This window comes from Photobacterium andalusiense (assembly GCF_900185625.1).
GTDB classification, from domain to species: Bacteria; Pseudomonadota; Gammaproteobacteria; order Enterobacterales; family Vibrionaceae; genus Photobacterium; species Photobacterium aquimaris.
Genome location: NZ_FYAJ01000032.1, coordinates 1 through 1660, shown reverse-complemented (window position 1 = coordinate 1660; position 1660 = coordinate 1). Strand labels below are relative to the sequence as shown.

The following is a 1660-nucleotide window of genomic DNA, read 5'->3' as shown; positions in this document are numbered from 1 at the left end:
GTCAGTCAGGAGTATTTAGCCTTGGAGGATGGTCCCCCCATGTTCAAACAGGATATCACGTGTCCCGTCCTACTCGATTTCACTAATAAAGCGTTGTTGGTTACGGGGCTATCACCCTGTATCGCGGCACTTTCCAGAACCTTCACCTAACGCTGAACTAACTTAAGGGCTAATCCGGTTTCGCTCGCCGCTACTACCGGAATCTCGGTTGATTTCTCTTCCTCGGGGTACTTAGATGTTTCAGTTCCCCCGGTTCGCTTCATTAACCTATGTATTCAGTTAATGATACTAGCTTATGCTAGTGGGTTTCCCCATTCGGAAATCCCAGACTCAAGTGGCTTTTACTGCCTAATCTGGGCTTATCGCAAGTTAATACGTCCTTCATCGCCTCTGACTGCCAAGGCATCCACCGTGTACGCTTAGTCACTTAACCATACAACCCCAAGAGGTCTTGTATGTTCAAACAACCAAGGTTTGCGTTTAATAATCCGATCAAGAAAATATTAAACATTGGTTTTTCGCCGGACTCGATACAAGACACTTGAATGTGTGTTGTTTTGAGAACTCGTTTTTATTCGAAAATAAAAACATTTTTAAAATCAATCTTTCGATTGAATTTACTAGTCAGCTTTCCAGATTGTTAAAGAGCATGCAATTATCTAACGATAACCACTTTCTAATGATTTTCAGCGACAACAATGCGGACTTAATAAAGGTATTCTTCATTAAATCTGCTATTCCGTGCAGAAAATTCTTAGAGAGTGGTGGGCGATACCGGGCTCGAACCAGTGACCCCCTCCTTGTAAGGGAGGTGCTCTCCCAACTGAGCTAATCGCCCACGATAGTTTTAATTCCTTCGTGAGAAAGAATGGTGGGTCGTGCAGGATTCGAACCTGCGACCAATTGATTAAAAGTCAACTGCTCTACCAACTGAGCTAACGACCCATTGGCGTCCCGTAGGGGAGTCGAACCCCTGTTACCGCCGTGAAAGGGCGGTGTCCTAGGCCTCTAGACGAACGGGACAATGTTCATACTTATTATTGTTGGGCAACAATAAGTGGCTCTCTTACATTTTAACCAAGCAATCTGTGTGGACACTGCATAAAACAGTATAAGTCTTTAGGTAAGGAGGTGATCCAGCCCCAGGTTCCCCTAGGGCTACCTTGTTACGACTTCACCCCAGTCATGAACCACACCGTGGTAAACGCCCTCCCGAAGGTTAAGCTATCTACTTCTGGTGCAGCCCACTCCCATGGTGTGACGGGCGGTGTGTACAAGGCCCGGGAACGTATTCACCGTGACATTCTGATTCACGATTACTAGCGATTCCGACTTCATGGAGTCGAGTTGCAGACTCCAATCCGGACTACGACGTACTTTGTGGGATTCGCTTACTATCGCTAGTTTGCAGCCCTCTGTATACGCCATTGTAGCACGTGTGTAGCCCTACTCGTAAGGGCCATGATGACTTGACGTCGTCCCCACCTTCCTCCGGTTTATCACCGGCAGTCTCCCTGGAGTTCCCACCATTACGTGCTGGCAAACAAGGATAAGGGTTGCGCTCGTTGCGGGACTTAACCCAACATTTCACAACACGAGCTGACGACAGCCATGCAGCACCTGTCTCAGAGTTCCCGAAGGCACTAAGCTATCTCTAGCG

Annotated in this window: 3 tRNA genes and 2 rRNA genes; all 5 read right to left on the bottom strand. The window is 47.3% G+C overall.

Annotated elements, in window-relative coordinates:
• Positions 1-433, bottom strand: a 23S ribosomal RNA gene (locus PAND9192_RS20195); the annotation flags it as partial.
• A 329-nt stretch (positions 434-762) separates the two neighbouring features.
• A tRNA-Val gene (locus tag PAND9192_RS20190) sits at positions 763-838 on the bottom strand.
• 31 nt (positions 839-869) lie between these two features.
• Positions 870-945, bottom strand: a tRNA-Lys gene (locus PAND9192_RS20185).
• 2 nt (positions 946-947) lie between these two features.
• Positions 948-1023 (bottom strand) — tRNA-Glu (locus tag PAND9192_RS20180).
• Between the two features lie 101 nt (positions 1024-1124).
• Positions 1125-1660: ribosomal RNA gene (locus PAND9192_RS20175) — 16S ribosomal RNA — on the bottom strand; the annotation flags it as partial.